Origin of the sequence: Sphaerobacter thermophilus DSM 20745 (genome assembly GCF_000024985.1) — a bacterium.
GTDB lineage: Bacteria > Chloroflexota > Chloroflexia > Thermomicrobiales > Thermomicrobiaceae > Sphaerobacter > Sphaerobacter thermophilus.
In genome coordinates this window covers 630,252-647,888 of sequence record NC_013523.1, presented here as the reverse complement: position 1 = coordinate 647,888, position 17,637 = coordinate 630,252, and the positions used below count along the sequence as shown (strand labels likewise).

The following is a 17,637-nucleotide window of genomic DNA, read 5'->3' as shown; positions in this document are numbered from 1 at the left end:
ACCTACTCGCCCCCTTCCGCCATCGCCCGCGCCGCAGCCGGCACCGCTGCCGATGCACCGGCGGCGCGCTCGGCGGGCGGCAGCGTCGCCGTCAGCTTCTCCCGCAGCACCCGCGGGTTGTCGCCGGCCTGCAAGCCCATGACGCCCTCGACCACGATCCAGCGCTCGTCCGCCTCCTGTTGGCTGCGGTACTTCAGCTTGTTCCCAATCGGAATCCAGATCAGGTTGGCCGAGGCGACACCGTAGAGCGTAGCCAGGAAGGCGACCGCGATGGCCGGGCCGAGTTCGTCCGGCGAGCTGAGGTTGGACAGGACGTGGATGAGGCCCATCACCGTGCCGATGATGCCCATCGTCGGAGCGAAGCCGCCCATGGTCGAAAACATCCCGTACCCGCGGGCGTGGCGTGCCTCCATGGCCTCGATGTCGCTCTCGAGGACCGCGCGGGTGACCTCCGGGTCGGTCCCGTCGACGACCAGCGTCACGGCGCGCTGGAGGAAGGGGTCATCGATGACGCGGTCCTCCAATGCGAGCAGGCCGTCGCGCCGCGCCACCTCAGCCAGCGTGACCAGCTCGTCGATCAGCATGCGGCGGCGGTCAGGCGGCGCCTTGAACGCGCGGAGTATCAGACTGGGGATGCGCTTCGCGTCGTCGAGCGAGTGGCTGGCGATGGTGGCGCCGAAGGTCCCACCGAAGACGATCATGAAGGCGGTGATGCCGAGGAGCGACGTCAGGTGCCCGCCCTCCAGGATGAAGGCCACCACCAGCGCCGCGACGCCGAGGATGAGACCGATAATCGTCGCCAGATCCATGATTATTACCGCTCCTGCGGGACCAGGTCCGCCGCCCGCTCAACGGCTGGCGACACGTCTCCAGTCCCGGTGCCCATCGTCACCTGCTCCGGCCCCCGGACGGCCCGCTGGTACGCCAGGACCCGCTCGACCACCACCTCCGCCGGTTCGCGGACGACCACTTTGCGGTGGTTCACCAGGGTGATGACCGTGTCGGGCACCGCCTCGATCGACTCGATGAGTTCGGCGTTGAGAACGACAACGGAGCCGTCAAGCCGCGTGACCGTGACCATACACACCCCATCTCCTCAGCGGGGCGGGATGCGCCCCGGCCTTGCTGCGCCATTCTAGGAGTGTCCGTTCACCCCTCACAACCGGAAGATAGTCCCAATTGACGATGGCCCCATGTAGGACTCTCAGGCACTTGCAATCCTTGCCCGATGTACGTACACTGTGGTCGTACGGATACCGTGCCGTGCCGACGAGTGCGCAACGAATTGCATCTGGCACATCAGCGTCTTTTCAGGAGGATGCCAGTCGTGCTCAGCGACCGCGTCCACGAGAACTCCCGCATCATGGCAAGCGCGCCGCGGGGAGCGCGGCCTCGGCGCCGCGCTGCTCTGTTTGCTCTGCTCGCGAGTGCCATCCTCTGGCTTCCCTCCTGCACCGCCGACGCACAATTGGGCGACGCGCAACTGCGCATCGACTCCGGCGGGGCAGCTACCGGCAGCGCCGGGACCGTCAACTCGGGGCTGGAGTTGTTCGTCCTTCTTACCTTCCTGGCGCTTCTGCCGACCCTGTTGATGATGGTCACCTCGTTCACGCGGGTCATCATCGTCCTCTCCTTCGCACGCAACGCGATCGGCGTCCCTCAGCTCCCGCCGAACCAGGTGCTGCTGGGTCTGGCGCTGTTCCTGACCATCTTCATCATGGCGCCCGTCTGGCAGGAGGTGAACCGCACCGCGCTCCAGCCCTACCTGGCCGGCGAGATCGCGCAGGCGGAGGCGATGGACCGCGCCGTTCGCCCATTGCGCGAGTTCATGCTGCGCCAGACGCGCGAACGCGACCTCGCCCTCTTCATGCAGCTCGGCCAGCAGCCGCGCCCGCGGACGCCGGACGATGTCCCGACCTGGGTCCTGGTGCCCTCCTTCATCGTCAGTGAGCTGAAGACCGCCTTCCAGATGGGGTTCGTGATCTTCATCCCCTTCCTCATCATCGACATGATCGTCTCGAGCGCGCTGATGTCGATGGGCATGATCATGCTGCCGCCGGTCATCGTCTCGCTTCCGTTCAAAGTGCTCCTGTTCGTGATGGTCGACGGCTGGGACCTGATCGTCCGGTCGCTCGTCATGAGCTTCCAATGAGCGGGCGAGGAGACGGCGCATGAGCGAGATGCTGGTCCTGGAGCTGACGCGCGACTCGATTGCCACGCTGCTGCTGGTCCTGGCCCCGTTGCTGCTCGCCGCACTGGTCGTCGGTCTGGTCGTCAGCATCTTCCAGGCGGTGACCCAGGTGAACGAGGCCACTCTGACCTTCGTGCCGAAGATGGTCGTGATGTTCGTCGTGCTGCTGGTCGCCGGGCCCTGGATGGCCGATCAGCTCGTGCGCTTCACCGTGCGGCTGCTGACGCTGCTGCCGCAGTTGGCCCGCTGAGGGAGGACCCGGATGACGATCGCGTCGCCGCTCGTCCCTCAATCGATCGCTGTCTTCCTGCTGATGGTGACCCGCATCGGCACCATGCTGATGTTCATGCCCGGCTTCGCCGGCCGCAGCGTGCCCCCGGCGATCAAGGTCCTCGCGGCGCTGGCATTGTCGCTGGTATTGGTGCCGTTCACCCGGCCCGGCACCGAGACGCTGACCGACCCGGCGAGCTTCACGGTGGGGCTGGCGCGCGAGTTCCTCCTCGGCCTGTTGATGGGCTTTGGCATCGCCGTCGTCTTCGGCGCGATCGAGATGGCCGCCAGCCTGGTCGGCGCCCAGATCGGGCTCAACCTGAGCGGGGTGTTCAACCCGTCGCTCGACCTGCAGGGGACGCCGCTCAACACCTTCTATCTCGTGGCCGCTGCCCTCGTCTTCTTCAGCGCCAACGGGCATCACCTGGTGTTGATGGCGCTGCATCGTAGTTTCCAGACCGTGCCGATCGGGAGCGCCGCCCTCGCCGACAACGCCGGGACGGCTATCATCGCCCTCGCGAGTCTCATGTTTGTCGATGCCTTGCGCATCGGGCTGCCGGTCGCCGGGACTCTGCTCGCCGTCGACGCCTGCCTCGGCGTGCTCAACCGCATGGTGCCGCAGATGAACGTCTTCTTCGTCGGGTTGCCGGTCAAGATCTTCGCCGGCTTCGCCGTGCTGCTCTTGACCCTTCCGTTCCTGATCCGGGTCCTGGCACCCATGGTCACCGACGGCGTGATCGAGGCGATCGGCCGGGCCGGCGCGGTGGCGCGGTAGGTGGAGGGCGAGGATGGCCGAGGAGCGCACGGAACGCGCGACACCTAAGCGGCGACAAGACGCCCGACGCCAGGGCGACGTGCCGCGCAGCGCCGAACTGAGCGCTGCGGCTGGGCTGCTCGGCGCGCTCGCGTTCCTCCAGTGGTACGGCGGTCAGGCGGCCGGCGCGCTCACCGGGTATTTCCGCGGAACCTTCGGCGGGTTGAGCCCGAGTGACCTTACCCCGCTCGCCATCCAGAACCTGGCCTGGGAGTCAGGCATGGTATTCGCCCGGGTGGTCGGCCCGCTCGTGGCGGTGGTTCTGGTGGTCGGCATCGCGGCAGGGGTGGCCCAGACCGGCCCCGTCTTCGCCCTGGCCGCGCTCAAACCCGACTTCAAGCGGATCAACCCCGCCGCCGGCCTCAAGCGCATCTTCTCCCGCCGGGGCGCGTTCGAGACGTTCAAGGCACTGGTCAAGCTGGTCATCATCGCGGCGCTGACCTACCCGGTGCTGCGGGCCGAGGTCGCCCACTTCGCGTCACTGACCGGCGCCCATCCGGTGAGCATCGCCGAAGCGGTCGGACGGACGCTGGTCAAGGTCGGTCTGCGCGCGGCCGGCGCCTTCTTCATCCTGGCCCTGGCCGACTACGCCTTCCAGCGCTGGGAATACGAGCGGCGGCTCCGCATGACCCGCCAGGAACTGCGCGAGGAGCTGCGCCAGATCGAAGGCAATCCGGAGCTGAAATCGCGTATCCGCCAGCTCCAGCGGCAACTGGCGCGCGGGCGGATGATGCACGCCGTGCCAAAGGCCACAGTGGTCGTGACCAACCCGACCCACCTGGCCGTCGCGATCCGCTACGAGATGCGCACCATGCCGGCGCCAGTCGTGGTGGCCAAGGGCAGCGGTCTGACCGCCGAGCGCATCAAGCAGATCGCCCGGGAGCACGCCGTCCCGGTCGTCGAGAACAAGCCGCTGGCCCAGGCGCTCTACCGGATGGCGGACGTCGGGGCCGAAATCCCGGTCGCACTCTATGAGGCAGTGGCGGACGTGATCGCCTACGTCTACCGGCTGCGCACGCGGCCGGCGTGGGGCACAGGGAGTGAGCAAGGCACATGGTAACGACGGCGAGCAGTAGCACGCCGGCCACCGGTCTCCGGCGGCTCACCCAGTACAGCGATGTCGTCCTGGCGGTGGGCGTCATCATGATCGTCGCCATGATGATCGTGCCCATCCCGCCCGCGATCGTCGACGTGCTGATCACGCTGAACATCGCGGGGGCGCTCACCATCCTGCTGGTGTCGATCTACCTGCTGGAGCCGCTGCAGTTCTCGGCCTTCCCGTCGCTGTTGCTTCTGGCAACCCTCTTCCGCCTCGGCCTCAACGTCACGTCGTCCCGACTGATCCTGCTTCAGGGCGACGCCGGGCAGGTCATCGAGGCATTCGGGTCGTTCGTCGTCGGCGGCAACTACGTCGTCGGGATCGTCGTCTTCGTGATCCTGGTGGTGATCCAGTTTGTGGTCATCACCAACGGCGCCGGGCGCGTGGCCGAAGTGGCTGCCCGCTTCACCCTCGACGCCATGCCGGGCAAGCAAATGGCGATCGACGCCGACCTCAACGCCGGGCTCATCACGGAGGACGAGGCCCGCGCACGGCGGCAGCAGATCGCCCGCGAGGCCAACTTCTACGGCGCCATGGACGGCGCTAGCAAGTTCGTCAAGGGCGACGCCATCGCCGGGATCCTCATCATCATCGTGAACATCATCGGCGGGGTCGTTATCGGCGCGCTCCAGCGTGGGCTGCCGATCGGCGAAGCGCTGCGCACCTACGCGCTGCTGACCGTGGGCGACGGGCTGGTCACGCAGATCCCGGCCCTCCTCATCTCGACCGCGACCGGCATCATCGTCACCCGCGCGTCGGCCTCGGACCACGACCTGGGACACGATATGGTGCGCCAGGTCCTGAAGAATCCGCGCGCCCTGGCGATTGGCGGCGCGCTCCTCCTCCTGCTGGCCGTGATCCCGGGCCTACCCAAGCTGCCCTTCTTCGTGATCGCGGTCGCCCTGCTCGGCGCCAGCCAGCTCGTGCGCCAGCACGGGCGGACCGCGCCGGTCGAGGAGGCACCGCCCGAGACGCCCGTCGACGAGGACATGATGGATCTGCTACGCGTCGACCCGATGGAGCTGGAGATCGGCTACGGCCTGATCCCGCTCGTCGACGAGGCGCAGGGCGGCACGCTGCTGAAACGTATCACGCTGGTGCGGCGGCAGGTCGCGCTCGACCTCGGCATCACGGTGCCGACCATCCGGATCCGGGACAACCTGCAACTGCGCCCCAACGAGTACCGCATCAAGCTGCGCGGGGTCGAGGTCGCCGCGGGAGAGGTCTACCCCGACCGGCTCATGGCCATGAACGCGGGCGGGGTCAGCGGCGAGATCGACGGGATCGACGGCCGCGAGCCGGCCTTCGGGCTGGCGGCCAAGTGGATCCCGGAGAGCCAGCGGATGCACGCCGAGGCGCTGGGCTACACGGTGGTGGACCCGGCCTCGGTCGTGACCACGCACCTGAGCGAGGTCATCCGCACCCACGCCGCGGACATCCTGCGACGGCAGGATGTGCAGCGCCTGCTGGACGGCGTGCGGATGGAGCACCCGGCGGTGGTCGACGAGCTGGTGCCGCACCTGCTCTCCCTGGCCGAGGTGCAGCAGGTCCTCCAGCACCTCCTGCGGGAGGGGATCTCGATCCGCGACCTCGTAACCGTGCTCGAGGCTCTCGGCAACCATGCCCGGACGACCAAGGACGTGCCCACCCTGGCGGAGCATGTGCGCGCCGCCCTGGCGCCAGCCATCTCGGCCCGCTACGCCACGCCGGAGGGCGACCTCTACGTCCTGACCCTGCAGCCGGAGGTATCGTCTCACCTGGTCGACTCCCTGCAGGCCACCGAGTCCGGGCCGCAACTCTCGCTCGACCCTGAGTGGCTACAGCGTCTCTTGACGGCAATCGCCCGCGAGATGGAGCGGGTCGCCAGCCTTGGTCGCCAGCCGATCCTGCTCGTGCCGGCCGGGATTCGGCTGGCTCTGCGGCGCGCAACCGAACGCTCACTGCCCAACCTGACCATCCTCTCCTACCGGGAGATCGCGCCCAACGTGCAGGTCCACGCTGCCGGCATGGTACGGGTGTAGGTGAAGCATGGGTCAGACGTTTCGTGCCGCGACTGTGACGGACGCCATCCGCCAGGCCAAGGAGGAGCTTGGCCCGGACGCCCTCATCCTTGAGGTGCGTCGCTCCGCCTTTGATGGCGGGGTGGAAATCGTCGCCGCGACCGGCCAGACGGGAGAGTTCCCCGTGACCGGCAACGGCCGCACCGGGCCGCTGCCGCGTATTGACGCGCTCGCCGCCCTGCGCCGCCGGGCCTCACGCACGGGCAGCGCGCCCAACGGTACATCGGGTGAGTCCGACATCGGACGTTCCTGGGGGCCGGACGACCTCGACGTCGACTTCATCCGCCAGTGCGGCGTCAGCGAGCGCCTGGCGAGCGACCTGGCGATGGCCTGCGGGGCGGGCTCGGCGCTTCGGCGGCACGCGGCCGTCACCCACGTCCTCCAGCGACGCATCAGCACCGAGGACCTGGTCGGGACGGGCCATGAGCGCGTCGTCGCCGCGCTGGTCGGGCCGTCCGGCGTAGGGAAGACCACCACCATCGCCAAGCTGGCCGCAATCTTCAGCGCCACCCGCGGGCGCCGCGTGGCCCTGGTCACCACCGACACCTACCGTGTGGGCGGCATCGCACAGCTCAAGACGTTCGCTGAGATCCTGCAGCTTCCTTTCTATACGGTTTACACGCGCGAGGACCTGGACCACGCACTCGAGGAGACGGCCGAGGCCGACCTCGTGCTGGTCGACACCCCGGGCTGCAACCCCTACGACGCCGCCATGCTGAGGGAGATGCGGAACCTGATCGGCAGCAACACGCCGGTCACCTGCTATCTCACGCTCGCCATGACCGGCGACTTCGACGAGTTGATCGCGGCGAGTCAGCGCTTCGCCCTCCTCAACCCGGCCGGCCTGATCGCGACCAAGCTCGACGAGACGCGCCGCGCCCCCGCCGTGATCGGGTTGGTCGAACAGACCCGGCTGCCGCTCACCTACACCTGTGCCGGGCCGCTCGTGCCGGACGACATTGCGGTCGCTTCCCCGGCTGCGCTGGCTGATCTGCTGCTCAGCGCCATGGAGTACCGCTACCAACGGGAGCTGGTACGGCAGTGACGCGGATGTGGCCCATGCGTAGTACGTACGTACCATCTCACCGTCTGAGACCGGTACGGAGGTCCGTCGGCATTGATGACGCCCGGCCCCGAAGAACCGCGACGGACGGGCCATGTTGGATTGAACGGACCTGCCGTAGCATCGGGTTGAAACTCCGGAGCAGCGACGTCACGGGCAGCCGAACCGGGCGGCACTGGGCGTCGCACGGATTGGCTGGAGGAGAGGCCAGATATGTGGAAGCCCCGACGCCAGCCGGGGACACGCGAGCAGATCTTCCTGCTGGCAGTTGGTGTCTTCCTCACCGTCTACATCATCACCCTGGTGCGGACCCGCTCGATCGAGTGAGTGCTGCTCGCCAGCACCGGAGCCCTCGCCATCACCATCTGCGCTGGGCTGCTCATCACCGAAGTCATCGCTCCCCCGCCCCCGGCCGAAGAGCCAAGCTCGGAGGACGAGGACGAGCCGGTGGAGGACCGCGGGCGTGTGATCGACTTCACCCTCCCCGACGAGCAGGGCACGCACCACGACGGAGCCCTGGCCGGCGACTAGCGTCCGCGCGCCGTGACACCACGAGATAGAGGGATACGCCGGAGATGAGCACCGCGTCGATCACTGTGGGAAGCCCAGAAGCAGGTACAGCCCTGTGGCGCCGCTACGCCATCGAGCGTGACGGCAGCACCCGCGAGGCGCTGATCCGGCAGTATGCCCCCCTGGTCAAGTACGTGGTGGACCGGTTGCGGGTCGCGCTGACCGCCACGCTCGACCGAGACGACCTGCTGGGGTACGGCACCATCGGGTTGATCGAGGCCATCGACCGCTTCGACCCGGAGCGCGGCGTCAAGTTCGAGACTTTCGCCATCCAGCGCATCCGTGGAGCAATCATCGACGCCGTGCGGACCCTTGACCTGGTGCCACGCACCGCCCGGCAGCGGGCCCGCGCCATCGAGCAAGCCTACCGGGAGATCTTCGCCGCGACGGGCCGTATGCCGCCCGAAGAGGAAGTGGCGGCTCACCTGGGCATGACCATCGACGCCTTCCGGCAGGCGCTCCAGGACGCGGCCTGCGCGATTCTCCCGCTCCAGCAATCCGACCGCGACGGCGAGGGCACGCTGGAGGACACCCTGCCCGACGCCCAGGCGACCGAGCCGCTCGACGCCGCGGTGCGGTCCGATCTGGTGCACCGTCTCGCCGCGGCGCTGGAGCGCCTGCCCGAGCGGGACCGCTTGATTGTGACGCTCTATTACTACGAAGAGCTGACGCTGCGGGAAATCAGCGAGGTGCTGGGGATCACCGAGTCGCGGGTGAGTCAGTTGCTGAGCCGCGCTCGGCTGCAACTCCGCGCCTTGCTCCACGAAGGTGGTATGAGCGCGGACGACGTGCTCACCTAAAGGGGGATACTGACCAGAACCATGGACGGGCTCTCGGTTTCGCCATACCTGCAAGTTCTTGGGCTGATCGCCGGCCTCGGCGTGGCCTCGGTGGCCGGCTGGACGGCCAACACGGCCCTGGGGAAGAGCCGGCACCTGCGGCGCGAGGTCGAGGAGATGCGGCAGGAGATCCGCCGCCTCCGGCGAGAGATCGTCAGTGCCACCACGGCCGCGGCCAACGCGGCCGCGCCGGTGCCGTCCCTGCGGGAGCGCATGACGACCCTCCCGGGCGAGGGGCAGCCCCTCAGCGGACAGCCACAGGCACACGCCTTCGGCCGCTCCGCCCCGAACACTCCGCCGCCCGATGTGAAGGAGATCGCGGCACAGCTCGGCATGCAGTCGCCGGAGGCGATCGAGCACTTGCTGAGCGGCCAGATGTCGCTGGCTGCGGCGGCGCGCGAGTTGGGCACCGGCCGGCAGGAGGCGCGCCTGCTCTACTGGCTCCACGGCCGCGGCGAACGGGGGCAGATCGATGCCTAGTGGCTGGCTGCGGCACCTGCCCGCCGCACTGCTCGCTGTCGCACTCGTCGTGGCTGCTGTACCGCACGCGGCCGCCGAGTCGTTCCCGACGCGAGTGATCGTCTCCCACGTGCCGACGATGGCGACCTGGGGACCGGCTGACGCCAACGGCGTGGTCCTGGTCAACCTGGAAGAGGCAGACATCCGCGCCGACCTGGTCGGGCTCCCGGCGCTCCCGTCAGGTGAGCGCTACCAACTGTGGCTCATGAATTCGGCCACCGGTGAGACCTACCCCTTGGCACGCTTCACTGCCGTGGAGGGATCAACCACGTACGTCGACCAACTGCTGCCGGAGCCCATCCCCGACCGGGGCTGGGACTTCGTCATGGTCACCGTCGAGCCGGAGCCGGACCCGGACCCCGGGCCGGATGCCCGCCGCGTCTTGGTCGGCAGCTTCCCTGGCACTCCGGCGGAGATCCAACAGTTCCCGCCGACCCTCCCGCAGACCGGGCAGGCATCGCAGGAGACCGGGCCGGGCATGCCCCTCGCTCTTGGGGCGAATGCGGCGCTGCTCGTCGGGCTCGTTGCGCTGCGCCGCGTCCGGCGGCAGCGGCGCCCGGTCCCGGGGAGCACGGAGGAGATATGATCCGCTCGATGTATCAGGCGGCTGCGGCGATGATGGCCGAATTCAGTCGCCAGCTCACCATCAGTGAGAACCTTGCCAACGTCAGCACACCCGGCTACAAGGCGCGCCGCACGACCGTCCAGGATTTCCGGGAGATGTTCCTCAGCCGGTTCGCCGGCGGCAGCGCCACCCCGATCGGGTCGATCTCGACCGCCGTGCGACCGGAGGAGCGGGCGATCGACCTCAGCCAGGGCGCGCTCGTTGAGACCGGACGGCCGCTCGACCTCGCCATCGCCGGCACGGCCTTCTTCGCCGTGCAGACGCCGGATGACGTGCAGTACACCCGCGACGGCCGCTTCCAACTCGACGCCGACCGCCGCCTGGTGACCGGCGACGGGTTCCCGGTGCTCGGCCTCAACGGCCCGATCACCCTGCCCGAGGGTGACATCCACGTCACTGCCGACGGGACGATCCTGGTGAACGGGGCACCGGCGGGTCAACTGCAGCTCGTGGAGTTCCCACCTGACACCCCGATAGAAGCCGTCGGTCAGAACCGCTTCGCCATCGAAGGCGCCGGGCAACAGTCGGAGACGGCCGGCGTGAGCCAGGGCTTCGTCGAGCAATCGAACGTCGACCTGGCCCAGTCGATGGTCGAGATGCTGGAGGCGAGCCGCAGCTACGCGCTCGCCCAGCGCATGCTGCAGGTGTCTGACGCGACGTTGGGCACCGCCGTGAACGAGATCGGACGCGTGGTGTCGTAGGCGTGCCGGGGGACGGCACGAGGAGGAACCGGATGACCAGTCTCTACGCGACCGGAGCCAACGGGTTGCGCGTCCAGCAGGCGCGGCTCGACGCCGTCGCCAACAACGTGGCCAACCTCGGCACGACCGGCTTCAAAGCGGCGCGGGTGGATATGGTGGACATGCCTCCGCAGCCCCTGGAGGTGGCCCGCGCCGGCGGCGCTGCAGACCCGGTCACCGAGATCGGCGAGGGAGTGACCATCGGCGGGATCAGCCGCGTCTTCGAGCCGGGGACCCCGCGGCCGACCGGCAACCCGCTCGATGTCGCCATCCTTGGACCGAACACCTTCTTCGTCCTGACCACGCCGGACGGCCAGACCCTCTACACGCGGGACGGTCAGTTCCGCCCCGACAGCACCGGCCAGCTCGTGACGCCCGCAGGCGACCGGCTCAGCCCACCCATCACGCTCCCACCCGGCGCCAGCGTGACCGAGGTGACGCCCGAGGGGCGAATCCTCGCCACGCTGCCAGGGGAAGTGAACCCGGTGGAGGTCGGGCGGATCACCCTGGCGCGCTTCGCCAACCCGCAGGGACTGGCGGCGGCGGGACAGAACCGCTTCGCAGCCACGGTCGCCTCCGGCCCGCCGCAGGTCGGAACACCCGGCGCGGATGGCTTCCCTGCGCTCCAGAGCGGCGCCTTGGAGGCGTCGACGGTCGATCTGGCCGAGCAGATGACCACGCTGATCGAGGCCCAACGCGCCTACACCGTCAATGCGCGTGCGCTTCAGACACTCGACGAGATGGTGGGCCTCGCGATCCAGGTGCGCTCGTAACCGGGTGCCTACCCGGGTATCGGGCACGACTGGCCCTTTAGGAAACGGAGCGACTGGCCGATACTGTGAGTAGGACGTCATCGTCCAGCGACCTAACCCAACCAGGCGCGAGTGGGAGCCAGAGATGATCGATCGGATCGGGACGAACAAGGCACGCGAAGCCTACGCTGCACGCGCCCAGGAGGCGAAGGCCACCCGACGGACCGACCGCGACCGGGGTGTGACCGGTACAGGCGGCTCGTCCACCGGGGAGACCGAAGCGGTGGCGGTGTCCGAGGGGCTGCGCCAGATCCAGCGGGCGGCCGAGGCGGTCCGTTCCAGCCCCGACATGCGCGCGGAACGCGTGGCGGAGCTGCGCCGGCGCATCGAAGCCGGGGAGTACCACGTGCCGGCCGAGAAGGTCGCGGCCAAGCTGCTCGGGCTCGACGATGACCAGGCCTGAGCCCGAGCGCCGCGTCCTGGAGGCGCAGACCCTCGTCGAGGCACTCATCAAGATCCAGCAGCGGCTGGTCGAGCGCCTGGAGGGCCTGCGATCGGCCCTCGGCGATGGCGACCTCGATGCCGTGGCGGAGGTCGTCCGCCACGTCCAGACCCTCTGCACCGATGCCTCCAACATCCAGGACCGGCTCGACTCCCAGTTCGCGGCGCTCGATGACGCGGAACGCGCCGCGCTCGCCCCACACCTTCGAGACTTGGAGCGCGAGGCCGGTCGGGTGGCGCTCCTGCGCGACCAGGTGGACGACCTCATCGACGCGCTCGCCGGCGTGACCCACGAGACGATCATCGCCAACAACCAGCTCGCCAGCCGTCTGAACGGTTATCACCCCGGCACCCAGGTCCCTGTCCGCCCGCACCTTTTCGACCACACCGCCTGAGTGCCCGATAGGTATGTCGGCATCTCGCCTTCCCCTGGTTCGGACGGCAACCAGGCGTCGCCGCACATGCTGTCATGCTGAGCGGAGGCGCCCGCGGCTCCGCGCCGGGCTGCGTAGTCGACGGTTGCTCGCCTCGGGGCGGGCCGTCCTGATCCGAGATCCATCGCTCCGCTCAGGATGACAGCGCAACAGCGGGTCGCGGACGCGGTGCGGACACGCTCCGTCCCTCAAGTTCCGGCGCCACCTGCCGATAGTCGTAAACAGAGGGACGAAGAACACCGGGGAGGTCACGGACGTGTTCCCAACGTTTGGACGACTGGAAACCTTGCTCCGCGCGCTGCAGACCCAGCAGCGGGCGGTCGACGTCACCAACCACAACATCGCCAACGCCAATACGCCCGGGTTCAGCCGCCAGGTTGCGGCGCTCGGGACCACCCCGCCCTATACCATCCCGACGCTAAGCGCGCCGCGGGTGGGCCAGATCGGAACCGGCGTCACCGTCCTCTCGGTCCAGCGCATCCGCGAAGGGTTCCTCGATGTCCAGTACCGCACCCAGGCCGAGCAGCTCGGCATGAGCGAGGCCAAGACCGCCATCTACCGCACGCTCGATACGCTGCTCAACGAGCCGAGCGAGACGGGCCTCGGCGCGGCACTCGACAAGTTCTGGGCAGGCTGGGAAGAGGTCGCCAACCGGCCAGAGCACGTGCCCACCCGCCAGGCGCTCATCGAGGTGGCGCAGACGCTCGCCCATCGCTTCAACGCCATGCGCAACCAGGTGCTGCAGCAGCGCGAGGAAGCCGCCCACCGGCTGGCGCTTGAGGCCGACAGAATCAACCAGATCGCACAGCAGATCGCCAGCCTGAACGCCCAGATCCGCGGCGTCCTGGCGATGGGCCAGCAGCCCAACGACCTCATGGACACCCGCGACCAGTTGCTCGACCAGCTCGCCCGGAGCATCGGTACGACCACGACCGTCACGCCCGACGGCGCGATCAACGTCTACATCGCCGGTCACGCCCTGGTGGACCGGGATCAGACCGACGCCCTGCGGGTGACCTTCGACCCGGTCACGGGCAACGCGGAGCTGACGTGGGTCAGCGACGGCCGCTCAGTCGACGTCACGCTCGGCGCCGCCGCCGGGCTGATCGAGATGCACAACGTGGCGCTGCCGGGGATCCTCGGCGATCTGGAGGCCCTGCGCGACACGCTGGTGGCCGAGGTGAACGCGCGGCACCAGGCCGGCTTCGGGCTCACCGACACCGGGCCGACGCCGCCTGGACGCGACTTCTTCGAAATCCTGCCGAACGGCGACCTGCGTGTGCTGCCGGCGCTGACCGCCGACCCGTCGCTCCTCGCCGTGGCCTCGGCGCCGGGGGTGCCGGGCAACGCCGACATCGCGCTCGCGATCGCCGGGCTGGCTGAAGAGCTCACCATGGGCAGCGGCACGGCGACCATCAACACCTTCTACGAGACATTCATCGCCCGCGTCGGGAGGGAGGCGGAGCGAGCCGAGGCCGACCGAGTCAATCAGGAGTCGCTGACCCGCGCCATCGACCGGCGCCGGCAGGAGGTCGCCGGGGTGTCGCTCGACGAAGAGGCGGTCAACCTGATCAAGTACCAGCACGCCTATCAAGCGGCGGCTCGGGCGATGACCGTCGTGGATGAGATGCTCGACAAGTTAATCAACGGCACGGGCCTCGTCGGCCGGTAGGAGAGTGACCATGCGAGTCTCGACAGCGATGATGAGCGAGACCATTCTGTGGAACATCACCCGCAACGCGGCGCGACTGGACCGCGTGGCTGATCAGATCGGCTCCGGGCGGCAGATCCGCCGGCCGTCCGACGACCCGGTCGGTACGGCCAACGTCCTCCAGCTCGACTCGACGCGCGCCCGCATCCAGCAGCACCTGCGCAACATCGACGACGCCCGCTCCTGGATCGATGCGACCGACCAGGCGTTGTCGAGCATCAACGCCGGCATCCAGCGGGCGCGTGAGATCACGCTCGCCGCGGCTAACGGCACACTGGCGCCCGAGAACCGCGATGCAATCGAGACCGAGCTGCAGCGGATCCTGGAATTGGCGATCGGTACCGCCAACACTCGCCTCAACGGCCGCTACATTTTCTCCGGCCAGAAGACCGACACGCCGGCTTTCAGCGGGCCGCCCAACGCCCCTGTCTATCAGGGAGACTCCGGCCCGATCGTGCGGGTAATCGATGTCGGCGTCACCGTGACGATCAACGTGACCGGCGATACCGCTATCCTGCCGACGCTCAATGCCCTGGCACAGGCACAGGCGGCCGTCGCCGCCAACGACCCGGACGCGATGCGCGCCGCTATCGACGCGCTCGACGACGCGCACACAGCGCTTCTCACCGCGCAGGCGCGCGCTGGAGCCATCGGCAGTCAGCTCGAAGAGCAGGCCTCCCGCCTTGAGGCGCTTGACGTGAGCGTAGCGCGCCTGCGCAGTCAGATCCAGGACGTCGACCTGGCGAAAGCGGTGAGCGACTACTCGACGCTGCAGACCATCTACCAGGCGTCGCTCGCCGCAGGTTCCCGCGGCATCCTGCCGAGCCTGTTCGACTACCTGGCATGAGTAGGCTGGAGAGGGATCACATGGCACTTGCCCACGCAATCGACCCGGTCGCGGATGCCCCGGTCACTACCACGGTGCTCTTCCCTGCTGGACTGGTCGGCTTCCCCCGCTGGCGCCGGTTCCAGGTCGTGGAAGACCCGGAGACACCCGAGTTCGCCCTGCTCCAGTGCCTCGACGAGCCGAGCGTTTCGTTACTCGTCGCCGCGGTCGAACCACTCGTCCCCAGCTACCTCGACCATCTCGGCCCTGGCGATCAGGCTGCCCTGGCAGCGCTCGGTGTGGGAGCACGTCCCGACATCGACCTGTACTGCACCCTCACGGTGCACGAGTCCTCGGAGGTCACCGCCAACCTGGCCGGACCACTCGTCATCGACCGGGAAGCCGGCTGTGGCACCCAGGTCGTCCTGACCGACTCGACCTGGCCCGTGCGGTACCCCCTCGGCACGGTCACGGAATAGGGTGCGCCGATGCTGGTACTCGCAAGGCGCGCCGGCGAGACGATCGTGATCAACGGTGAGATCCGGGTGACGGTGCTTAGTGTCGAGGGCGAGCGTGCCCGCCTCGGCATCGAGGCTCCACGCTCCATCCCCATCGTGCGCGAGGAGATCTACGAAGCCGTGCGCGCCGAGAACCTCCAGGCAGCCCGCACCTCCCAGCATCCCAACATCCTCCGCAAGCTCGGCCACACCCTCCGCCAAACCGCCGCGACGCACGGCTGAGCTGCGACACCGCGCGCAAGAACCTCAGCACCGGCGCATCCGACCAGGAGCGCGGGCGTCCTCGCCCGACTCTATCTTGGGATCCACGGGCGCTGCCGCCATCCGAGCGGCCAACCAGCCCCGTCGGTCGGGTCCGCGCTGGTGGCGCGTGCCCCGGTGACCCCCCAGGCTGACAACGAAAGCCCGCTAACGCGGGCTGGACGCAATGAGCCGAATAGGTGGCGGGAGGGTCCAGGTGCTCGGCGCGTGCCCGGGGCTCAAGCCGCCGGGCTGACACGGCGAAGCCCACTGAAGGGGCTTGGGACGCGGTGTCCGGTGGGTGGCCGCACCGGGTACGCCTGGAGGTAGTCATCACAGCCCCTTCAGTGGGCTTACCCAATATTCAGCCCGGCGGCTTGAGCCCCGGGCACACGCCGAGCGGTGAGACACAACGCCGGGCGGTGAGCCTTGCTCCGTCCCAGCCGGCTTATGATGTTTCCAAACTAACTCGGACCATACTCGCCTAGGCACATCGATGCCTGCGGAGCGCTCAGAATCGTGCGTGGGTTGTGTCCTGTCGCACCTCGCAGCGGTCGTCGGAGCGATAGTCCGATTCAGTTGTGAAAGATCATCAGCCGGCTTTCGTTGTCAGCCCGGCGGCTTGAGCCCCGGGCCCCCCACCACGTCCGCAGACCGATTAGACGCGGCCTGCATAACAGGAAGACTCATCCCCCACACCGAGCCGCCGCAATAGGCTCCACAAGGCCCGGCTCCGAGGTCGGGCAAACCAGCGTTGGCTACCCCTCAAGTCTTTTCCACCCTATGCCGATGATCCCTAACAGAGAGGAGGTCCGCCCCGACGGGGCAGAGAAAGGTCAACCGGGAGCGACGCCGTACGGTCGCAGCCGATCGCAGCGGGCGATCGGAGAAGGTAACGGGAAACCGTCGCAGGGAGGCGACGGAAGTAGGAACGGCAAAGGAGGCCAAACCAATGCGTATCAATACCAACACCGCCGCATTGAACGCCCAGCGCAACCTGGGGATGTCCGCGCTCAGCATGAACAAGGCGATTGAGCGCCTCTCCAGCGGCCTGCGCATCAACCGCGCGGCCGACGACGCGGCCGGCCTGAGCATCAGCGAGAAGATGCGGGTCGAGATCCGCGGCCTGCGCCAGGCCGTGCGCAACGCGCAGGACGGCATCTCGCTCGTCCAGACCGCTGAGGGTGCGCTCAACGAAGTCCACGGCATCCTTCAGCGCATGAACGAGCTCTCGCTCCAGGGCGCCAACGGCACGCTGTCGCAGGACGACCAGGTGGCCGTCGAGGCAGAGTTGAAGCAGTTGGTGGAGGAGATCGACCGGATCGCCAACACCACCGGATTCAACGGCATCAAGCTCTTCAATGGCGGTGCCACCGGCGTGACCGTGGAACTGCAGATCGGTTCTGGCACCTCGGCCGCGGAGGTCCTGAGCATCAACATCCAGGGGATCAGCACCGCCGACATCGGCAACACCGGGGGCACCGTCACCAGCCTCAATGCCGCGGTGACCGCCCTGGGGACTGCGATCAGTGGCGGCACCGGCGTGGAGCAGGCCTTCCGGGACGTCGTGGACTCGGTCGTGCAGGCGGTCAAGGACGTGTCCCAGATCCGCTCCAGCCTCGGTGCGTACCAGAACCGGTTGGAGCACACCATCAACAACCTGAACGTGGCGGTGGAGAACCTGTCCGCCTCCGAGTCGCGCATCCGCGACGCCGATATGGCGGAGGAGGTCGTGGCGATGACCCGCGCCCAGATCCTCCAGCAGGCGGGCACGGCCGTCCTGGCACAGGCCAACCAGGCGCCGCAGATGGTGCTGTCGCTCCTGCGTTAGATCACGGACGCACGGCAACCTCCCCGGGCGGGAC

General features: G+C 68.3%; 21 protein-coding genes. 19 read left to right on the top strand and 2 right to left on the bottom strand.

What is annotated here, in order from left to right:
• Window positions 1–2 precede the first annotated feature (2 nt).
• Together STHE_RS02870 and STHE_RS02865 are read right to left on the bottom strand one after the other, a co-directional pair.
• Window positions 3–809 carry a flagellar motor protein gene (locus STHE_RS02870; RefSeq protein ID WP_012871064.1) on the bottom strand — a complete coding sequence of 269 codons (807 nt, stop codon included), beginning with the start codon at window positions 807–809 and terminating at the stop codon, window positions 3–5.
• Window positions 810–814: 5 nt separating this feature from the next.
• Window positions 815–1,081 (bottom strand): flagellar FlbD family protein, encoded by a 267-nt coding sequence (locus STHE_RS02865; RefSeq protein WP_012871063.1) that lies wholly within the window; start codon window positions 1,079–1,081, stop codon window positions 815–817.
• 282 nt (window positions 1,082–1,363) lie between these two features.
• Here STHE_RS02865 and fliP point away from each other — a divergent pair, with 282 nt between their 5' ends.
• The 19 genes from fliP to STHE_RS02770 all read left to right on the top strand — a co-directional run bounded on the left by fliP (window position 1,364) and on the right by STHE_RS02770 (window position 17,603).
• Window positions 1,364–2,152, top strand: coding sequence for a flagellar type III secretion system pore protein FliP (gene fliP / locus STHE_RS02860; RefSeq protein WP_083776130.1), 789 nt, complete (start codon window positions 1,364–1,366; stop codon window positions 2,150–2,152).
• Window positions 2,153–2,171: 19 nt separating this feature from the next.
• Window positions 2,172–2,441 (top strand): flagellar biosynthesis protein FliQ, encoded by a 270-nt coding sequence (gene fliQ / locus STHE_RS02855; protein WP_012871061.1) that lies wholly within the window; start codon window positions 2,172–2,174, stop codon window positions 2,439–2,441.
• 12 nt (window positions 2,442–2,453) lie between these two features.
• Window positions 2,454–3,236 (top strand): flagellar biosynthetic protein FliR, encoded by a 783-nt coding sequence (gene fliR, locus STHE_RS02850; RefSeq protein WP_012871060.1) that lies wholly within the window; start codon window positions 2,454–2,456, stop codon window positions 3,234–3,236.
• A gap of 13 nt (window positions 3,237–3,249) precedes the next feature.
• Window positions 3,250–4,335: a flagellar biosynthesis protein FlhB gene (gene flhB, locus STHE_RS02845; protein ID WP_012871059.1), complete on the top strand. Its 1,086-nt coding sequence runs from the start codon at window positions 3,250–3,252 to the stop codon at window positions 4,333–4,335.
• Window positions 4,329–6,395, top strand: a complete 2,067-nt coding sequence (gene flhA / locus STHE_RS02840; protein ID WP_012871058.1) for a flagellar biosynthesis protein FlhA — start codon at window positions 4,329–4,331, stop codon at window positions 6,393–6,395. The genes flhB and flhA overlap by 7 nt, the downstream gene beginning before the upstream one ends.
• Before the next feature lie 7 nt (window positions 6,396–6,402).
• The gene (locus tag STHE_RS02835; RefSeq protein WP_012871057.1) at window positions 6,403–7,479 is read left to right on the top strand and encodes a flagellar biosynthesis protein FlhF; all 1,077 of its coding nucleotides are present in this window, start codon (window positions 6,403–6,405) and stop codon (window positions 7,477–7,479) included.
• A 345-nt stretch (window positions 7,480–7,824) separates the two neighbouring features.
• Window positions 7,825–8,028, top strand: coding sequence for a hypothetical protein (locus tag STHE_RS02830; RefSeq protein WP_012871055.1), 204 nt, complete (start codon window positions 7,825–7,827; stop codon window positions 8,026–8,028).
• Between the two features lie 44 nt (window positions 8,029–8,072).
• Window positions 8,073–8,867, top strand: coding sequence for a FliA/WhiG family RNA polymerase sigma factor (locus STHE_RS02825; protein WP_012871054.1), 795 nt, complete (start codon window positions 8,073–8,075; stop codon window positions 8,865–8,867).
• A gap of 21 nt (window positions 8,868–8,888) precedes the next feature.
• A complete protein-coding gene (locus tag STHE_RS02820; protein WP_012871053.1) occupies window positions 8,889–9,386 on the top strand; it encodes a hypothetical protein in 498 nt (165 codons plus the stop codon).
• On the top strand, window positions 9,379–10,011 hold the full coding sequence (locus tag STHE_RS02815) for an anti-sigma factor domain-containing protein (RefSeq protein ID WP_012871052.1): 633 nt from the start codon (window positions 9,379–9,381) through the stop codon (window positions 10,009–10,011). Before STHE_RS02820 ends, STHE_RS02815 begins: the two co-directional genes overlap by 8 nt.
• On the top strand, window positions 10,008–10,751 hold the full coding sequence (flgF, locus tag STHE_RS02810) for a flagellar basal-body rod protein FlgF (RefSeq protein ID WP_012871051.1): 744 nt from the start codon (window positions 10,008–10,010) through the stop codon (window positions 10,749–10,751). Before STHE_RS02815 ends, flgF begins: the two co-directional genes overlap by 4 nt.
• 32 nt (window positions 10,752–10,783) lie before the next feature.
• Window positions 10,784–11,563: a flagellar hook-basal body protein gene (locus STHE_RS02805; RefSeq protein ID WP_012871050.1), complete on the top strand. Its 780-nt coding sequence runs from the start codon at window positions 10,784–10,786 to the stop codon at window positions 11,561–11,563.
• Window positions 11,564–11,687: 124 nt separating this feature from the next.
• Window positions 11,688–12,005: a flagellar biosynthesis anti-sigma factor FlgM gene (gene flgM, locus STHE_RS17730; RefSeq protein ID WP_012871049.1), complete on the top strand. Its 318-nt coding sequence runs from the start codon at window positions 11,688–11,690 to the stop codon at window positions 12,003–12,005.
• Window positions 11,992–12,438, top strand: a complete 447-nt coding sequence (locus STHE_RS02795) for a hypothetical protein (RefSeq protein ID WP_012871048.1) — start codon at window positions 11,992–11,994, stop codon at window positions 12,436–12,438. The genes flgM and STHE_RS02795 overlap by 14 nt, the downstream gene beginning before the upstream one ends.
• Before the next feature lie 295 nt (window positions 12,439–12,733).
• Complete coding sequence (gene flgK, locus STHE_RS02790; protein WP_012871047.1) at window positions 12,734–14,149, top strand: flagellar hook-associated protein FlgK; 1,416 nt, start codon at window positions 12,734–12,736, stop codon at window positions 14,147–14,149.
• A 10-nt stretch (window positions 14,150–14,159) separates the two neighbouring features.
• Window positions 14,160–15,035 carry a flagellar hook-associated protein FlgL gene (gene flgL, locus STHE_RS02785; RefSeq protein WP_012871046.1) on the top strand — a complete coding sequence of 292 codons (876 nt, stop codon included), beginning with the start codon at window positions 14,160–14,162 and terminating at the stop codon, window positions 15,033–15,035.
• Window positions 15,036–15,055: 20 nt separating this feature from the next.
• Window positions 15,056–15,493, top strand: coding sequence for a flagellar assembly protein FliW (fliW, locus tag STHE_RS02780; protein WP_012871045.1), 438 nt, complete (start codon window positions 15,056–15,058; stop codon window positions 15,491–15,493).
• A 9-nt stretch (window positions 15,494–15,502) separates the two neighbouring features.
• Window positions 15,503–15,754, top strand: a complete 252-nt coding sequence (gene csrA / locus STHE_RS19520; protein ID WP_012871044.1) for a carbon storage regulator CsrA — start codon at window positions 15,503–15,505, stop codon at window positions 15,752–15,754.
• A 970-nt stretch (window positions 15,755–16,724) separates the two neighbouring features.
• The gene (locus STHE_RS02770) at window positions 16,725–17,603 is read left to right on the top strand and encodes a flagellin N-terminal helical domain-containing protein (RefSeq protein WP_012871043.1); all 879 of its coding nucleotides are present in this window, start codon (window positions 16,725–16,727) and stop codon (window positions 17,601–17,603) included.
• The last annotated feature ends 34 nt before the right edge of the window (window positions 17,604–17,637 follow it).